The organism is Leifsonia sp. HAY1-4F (assembly GCF_056755275.1).
Genome location: NZ_JBNDHX010000043.1, coordinates 22684 through 28683, shown reverse-complemented (window position 1 = coordinate 28683; position 6000 = coordinate 22684). Strand labels below are relative to the sequence as shown.

At 72.5% G+C, this 6000-nt stretch carries 7 protein-coding genes; all 7 read left to right on the top strand.

Annotated features, from left to right (window positions below; translation table 11 throughout):
* Positions 1 to 48 precede the first annotated feature (48 nt).
* The 7 genes from ACPYOG_RS10145 (at position 49) to ACPYOG_RS10115 (ending at position 5824) form a co-directional block, all read left to right on the top strand.
* Positions 49 to 549, top strand: coding sequence for a hypothetical protein (locus tag ACPYOG_RS10145; RefSeq protein ID WP_481294106.1), 501 nt, complete (start codon positions 49 to 51; stop codon positions 547 to 549).
* A gap of 163 nt (positions 550 to 712) precedes the next feature.
* Positions 713 to 1369: a SipW-dependent-type signal peptide-containing protein gene (locus tag ACPYOG_RS10140; protein ID WP_481294105.1), complete on the top strand. Its 657-nt coding sequence runs from the start codon at positions 713 to 715 to the stop codon at positions 1367 to 1369.
* Entirely contained in the window at positions 1342 to 1974 is a 633-nt protein-coding gene (locus ACPYOG_RS10135) for a signal peptidase I (protein ID WP_481294104.1), read from the top strand. The genes ACPYOG_RS10140 and ACPYOG_RS10135 overlap by 28 nt, the downstream gene beginning before the upstream one ends.
* Positions 1971 to 2642, top strand: coding sequence for a hypothetical protein (locus tag ACPYOG_RS10130; protein WP_481294103.1), 672 nt, complete (start codon positions 1971 to 1973; stop codon positions 2640 to 2642). The genes ACPYOG_RS10135 and ACPYOG_RS10130 overlap by 4 nt, the downstream gene beginning before the upstream one ends.
* Positions 2635 to 3150, top strand: coding sequence for a hypothetical protein (locus ACPYOG_RS10125; protein ID WP_481294102.1), 516 nt, complete (start codon positions 2635 to 2637; stop codon positions 3148 to 3150). The genes ACPYOG_RS10130 and ACPYOG_RS10125 overlap by 8 nt, the downstream gene beginning before the upstream one ends.
* Before the next feature lie 53 nt (positions 3151 to 3203).
* Positions 3204 to 5024, top strand: a complete 1821-nt coding sequence (locus ACPYOG_RS10120) for an ABC transporter ATP-binding protein (RefSeq protein ID WP_481294101.1) — start codon at positions 3204 to 3206, stop codon at positions 5022 to 5024.
* Positions 5021 to 5824, top strand: a complete 804-nt coding sequence (locus tag ACPYOG_RS10115; protein WP_481294100.1) for an energy-coupling factor transporter transmembrane component T family protein — start codon at positions 5021 to 5023, stop codon at positions 5822 to 5824. Before ACPYOG_RS10120 ends, ACPYOG_RS10115 begins: the two co-directional genes overlap by 4 nt.
* Positions 5825 to 6000: the final 176 nt, after the last annotated feature.

Genomic DNA, 6000 nt, shown 5'->3' with positions numbered 1-6000 from the left:
GACCGCACACCGGCCGAGGACCGGCGCGCCGAGGACACCGGCGTCCGCATCCATCGCCGGCTCTGGCGGCACTGGGGGACGCCGGCCGGGATCTACGGCACCATCGTCTACGCCAGCGTCATCGCCGCGTCCTCCGTCAGCAACGACGATGCCGGCTCGGCGGTGGAGATCCTCGTCTTCAGCCTGGTCAGCATCGTGGTGTTCTGGCTGGCCCACGTCTACTCCGACGCCCTGGGCTTCCACGGGGATGCGGACCGGCTCGGCGACCGGATGCGCGACTCGCTGCGCTACGCGGTGGGCGAATCGGGCGGGATGCTGGAGGCGGCCGTCATCCCGAGCGTGCCCCTGCTCCTCGGATCCCTCGGCATCGTGCCCTCCGATGTGGGCGTCGGCCTGGCGCTCTGGCTGTGCGTGCTGATGCTCGCGCTGCTCGGCTTCCTCGTCTTCCTCGTGCGCGGCCGCTCCCAGTGGGTGTGCCTGGCGGGAGCCGTCGTGACGGGACTGTTCGGGGTCGTCGTGATCATCCTGAAGACGACCCTGTCGCACTGATCGGCGTCTGCGCGGGATGGTCGCCACATACCGACGAGACCGTTCTGTGTACCCAGTGATGGGGGTTTAAGCCCCTGATCAGGGTGATCGCAGGGTTAAACGCTGTCGCAGCGCCTCGGCGGAGGGGTAGCGTGCCAGCCAACCGACGAAATGTTGGACCCCGATGGATGACCAGGCAGCGAAGCCCGAAGCCGTCACTCGTGCACGACACGCCGACCAGTCCGAACCCAGGAAGCGTCGACGCGTCTCCGGTCGCGTTCGGGCGCTGCTCGCCGGCGGCCTCGTCCTTGGGGTCGGTGCGACCGTCACCCTTGCGGCCTGGAACGACTCCGAGTTCGCGACGGGCACCTTCCAGGCCGGCACATTCAACCTGCAGGGGTCCACCGACGGCACCGCGTTCAGCGACCACGCCACCACTCCCGGTGCTGCGCTGGGCTTCAGCGTGAACGCTTCGTCGCTGTCGCCGGGCGACGTCGTCTACGCGCCCTACGCCGTCCGGCTCGCGGCGAACACCACGAGCCCGGCGACGGTGACGGTGACCGCACCCTCCACGACGGGCACGGTCACGAACCTGACGTACACGCTCATCCAGCCCTCCAGCTTCGGGTGCACGTCCTCGACGACCGGCACCGTGCTGGTGCCGGCGGCGACAGCGGTGGGGAGTGTTCCGGGGACGGTGACGTTCGAGCTGGCGCCGGGCGCTCCGGTGACCAGCGCCGGCGCCGCCGTCGACCTGTGCTTCGCCGTGACCGCGGGAGCCGGGCTCACCCAGTCGCAGGCCGGGACCGCGACATGGCAGTTCCAAGCGTCCTCGCACTGAGCGCGGACGGAGTCACCCCACCGAACCGTCGGCGACGCAGCGCGGGCCGGTGGCTCCGGAGCGCCCTGCTGAACGTGGCCGCCGTCGGGGGAGTGCTGTGCCTGCTGTGGGTCGCGGCCGCTCTGGTGTTCCATCTGAGTCTCATCATGTTCAAGACCGGGTCCATGTCCCCGACCATCCCGACCGGGTCGCTGGCGCTGGTGCACCAGGTTCCGGCCGCAGAGGCCCGGGTGGGGGATGTGGTGACCGTCGACCGGCCGGGCCAGCTGCCGGTGACGCACCGCGTGGTGTCCGTCGAGCCCGCTCAGGATGGGCGTGCCCGCCTGGTCCTGAAGGGTGACGCCAACCCGACGGTCGACCCGGCTCCCTATGACGTCGCGACGGTCCGCGAGGTGTTGTGGTCTGCGCCTGGACTCGCCCGGGTCGTGGTGTGGCTGGGCAGCCCGTGGGTGATCGGCGTGCTGACTCTCAGTGTCGCGGCCCTGGTCACGTGGGTGTTCTGGCCGCGAGAACGAGGGGAGCAACGGGAGGGACGCGAACAGGGCGGGGGCCGCGGCCGCCGGTCGCGCGGACGCCGGGTCGATGTCGCGGGGTTCCGCACATGAGCCGCCGGCCTGCGATACGGTTCGCGGCGACATCCTGCACCGCTGCAGCCATAATCCTCGTCGGCCTCCTCGGTTCGGGAACTCCCGCCGCAGCTTCCGCACCCGCTCCCACGCCGCCGCCCCTGACGCTCACCTCCGATGCCGGCCCGCGGCCCTTCCTGCTGGTCCCGGGCCAGAGCACACCGTGGCTTGTGGATGTGGTGGCCGACGTGAGCGAGCTCGACAGCCTCCTCGGGCAGCTCTCCGCGACCGGTCCGCTCGCCCGCTCCGACGCCATCACCGCCGAGGTGGAGAGCTGCGTCCGCCCGTGGGCCGGCGGGACCTGTTCCTCGGGCGCCCGTATCGTCCTGCCGGCCACCGCGCTGAGCGCGCTGCCCGCCGCCCGCACGGCCCTCGAGGCGAGCGTGAAGCCGACGCCCGGCACGGTCCATCTGCAGATCCGGCTCGCGCTCGCCCCCGACGCGTCCATCGACACCGCGAGCAACACCGTCACCGCTGTACTGCGCGTGGATGCGTCCGGGACGATCACCGAGGCAGGCGGCCCGGCGACCCTCCCGGACACCGGAACCCGCATCGGCGACTACGGGGCGCTGGCGGGCGCCGCCGTCCTGGGAGGCATTCTGCTCGCGCGGGTCGGCGCCAGGCTGAGGCGGCGACGTCGTGCCTAGGCGGATCACCCGGCTGTTGGTCGCCGCAACGCTCACCTCCCTCGTCGCCGTCGGCGGCCTGATCGCCATGCCGCAGCCGGTGGATGCGCAGTGGCGCGATCAGGAGGTGGCGACCGCGACCCTCCAGGCCAAGACCATCCCCCCGGTGACGCTCGCCGGAACGGCGCCGTTCTGCTCCTGGGCGGGCTTGGTCACAACGACGAGCGTCAGCCTCCAGTGGTCGCCTCCGGCGGGCTACGCCTCGACGACCGTCCAGTTCGTCGCCCAGAAAGGCACGAACAGTCAGCTCGTCACCGGAGCGACGACGACCGTCGCCGGCGGCGTGTACACGACGACCATCCCGATCAGCATCCTGAACGCCATCGGCAGCCTGCTCGGCGGAAGCTTCGTCATCCACGTCACCGTCGTAGACCCGCAGACCGGATGGAGCTCGAAGGTCGTCGACTACACGTACGTCATGACGCTCGCGGGCATCGTGACGTCCTGCTCCGCCACTCCCGCCGGCTGAGCCGGCGCGCCCGGTGCCGTAGCGTGGATGGGCCGGGCGAGAGGAGGGCATCCGTGGATGGTCCGCCTCCGCTCGCTCCTGCGGCCGTCGCCCGCTCGGTGCGCGTCCGCTATCCCGGTGCGACCGCCTGGACGCCGGACGAGGTGGAGGTGGAGGTCGCGCCCGGCGAGGTGCTCCTCGTCCTCGGCCCGAGTGGATGCGGCAAGTCGACGTTCGCGCTGAGCTTCAACGGGCTCGTGCCGCACGCGGTTCCCGCCGAGTTCGCCGGCACGATGACCGTCGGCGGGGTCTCGACGCGGGAGGCGAGCGTGGCGGAGCTCAGCGAGCGCGTGGCGATGGTGTTCCAGGACCCGGAGGCGCAGCTGGTGACCCGCACGGTCCTCGACGAAGTGTGCTTCGGTCCGGAGAACCGGCTCGTCCCGGCGGCCGAGGTCGAGGCGCGCGCGGAGGCCGCCCTGCGCGCAGTCGGACTGTGGGACCGCCGCGACGAGAACCCGGACATCCTGTCCGGCGGCGGCAAGCAGAGACTCGCCATCGCGTGCGCCCTGGCGCTCGGGTCGCCGCTGCTGGTCCTCGATGAACCGACCTCCAGCCTCGACCCGGCCGGTGCAGAGGAGGTGTACCGGCTCCTCGGCGAGCTCACCGCGCCCGGCTCGACGCGGTCGGTCGTGCTGGTCGAGCACGACCTCGACCTGGCACTCGGAATCGTGGACACGGTGCTCGTGCTGGACGGTGCGGGCCGCCCCTTCGCCTCCGGCCCGATCGGCGAGGTGCTGCGCGCCCGCGCCGAGGATCTCGAGGCTCTCGGCGTCTGGCTGCCCACTCCGACGACCGCCGCCCTGCGGATGCGCAGGGCGGGCATCCCGCTGGATCCGCTGCCGCTCACGGTCGAGGAGCTGGCGGCGGCGCTGGCGGATCTGGATGTGGACAATGCCGGCGAGAAGGCAGGGGCTGGAGGGTCGGAGGTCGCCGGGGGCGGAGGAGCGTGGGCGGAGGTTCGTGCGGACACCCGGGGAGACCGGGGCGGGGCCGCGGAGCCGAGCGGGACCGGTTCCGGCCGGGACGCGGAGGCACCCCCGGCGGTCTCGGTCACCGGGCTCAGCGTGCGGCGCGGTGCCCGCCGCATCCTGAACGAGGTCTCGCTGCGCGTACCCCGAGGCGACTTCCTCGCCGTGGTCGGCCCGAACGGCGCGGGCAAGAGCACGCTCGTGCAGTCGCTCGCCGGCGTCCTGCGCGTGCCGCGGGGGACCGTGGAGGTGCTCGGCATCGACCAGGCGCGAGCATCGGGGAGCGCTCTCCGCGAGACGATCGGCTTCGTGTTCCAGAATCCCGAGCACCAGTTCGTGGCCCACACCGTGCAGGACGAACTGGCGCTCGGTCTGCGACAGCGCCGGCTCCCCGAGACGGAGGTCAGCGCCCGCGTCGACGGGATGCTCACTCTGCTGGACCTGCACGCGCACCGCTCGTCGCATCCATTCCGGCTCTCCGGCGGGCAGAAACGGCGGCTGTCGGTGGGCACGGCACTGATCGAGGGCGCGCCCGTCCTGGTCCTGGACGAGCCGACCTTCGGCCAGGACCGCGCCCGCGCGGCCGACCTCCTGGAGCTGCTCGCCGCGCTGAACGCGTCCGGCACGACGGTCATCGTCGTCACCCATGACCTCGGGCTGATCGGCCAGTACGCACGCCATGTCGCGATCCTCGACGAGGGGCGGGTCGTGGCCCTGGATGAGACGGCGCGCATCCTGCGCGACCGTGCGCTGCTCGAGGCGCACGCGCTCCGGCAGCCGCCGCTGGTGCGGGCGCTCGCCGGGCCGTCCATCCCTGCGGAGCTGCGCGGACTGACACGACTCGCCGACCTTCCCGGGCTGCGATGACGGCGCCCGCCCTCCGCCTGGCGACGCCTGCGCCGAGCTTCCTCCACCGGCTCAACCCGCTCGCGAAGGTCGCCGCGGTCGTCCCGGCCTGGATCGCGCTGCTCGTGGCCCGGGAGCCGGCCGCGCCGCTCCTCCTGCTACTACTCGCGGTCCTGCTTCTGCTGGCTGGAGGCCGCCTCCACGCCCGCGCGCTGGTCCTCCTCCTCATCGGCGTGCCGGTCGGCATCCTCATGGTGTCGGTCGGATCCGCCGTTTGGGTCGACCCCGTACGTGCGGCCGGCACGGCCGTGCTCGTCTCCGCCGGCCCGCTACGGCTCAGCACGGGCGCGCTCCTCATCGGCCTGACGACCGCCCTCCGCCTGGCGGCCCTGCTGACCCTCGGTCTGATCGGTGGTCTCACGACGAGCGGGCCGGAGCTCGCGCGGGCGTTGACCGCGCAGCTGCACATCCCGTACCGCTTCGCGTACGCGGCCGTGGCCGCCTACCGGTTCGTACCGCGCTCAGCCGCCGAACTCACGCTGATCCGCCAGGCGCTGCGGATCCGCGGCGTCGCCCCCGGGCGCGGGCCGATCGCGGCCGCCAGACGGATGCTGGCCGGCATCGTACCCCTCCTCGCGTCCAGCATCCGTCACGCCGACCGCGTCGCCCTCGCGATGGAGTCCCGGGCGTTCGGCGCCCACCCTCGACGCACGGAACGCGTCCCTCCGCGCTGGCGGACGGCCGACACCGTGTTCACGGTGGCGGGATGGGCGGCGACGGCGGCAGTGCTGGTGCTGGTGCTGGTGCTGCGGTTGACGTGACGTCGCGCTCCCGTCGCCTCCCGGGCCAGGAGATGCGCGATTGCGCCCTTACGGAACATGTGCGGCCCGGCGAACACCGGCAAACGTTCCAAATCGCAGCATTCACCGCCGCTTCGGTGCATCCGGCCGCTCCCATCCGCCGCGGCGATGCCCCAGGTCTCCCCCGGAGTCGCCCA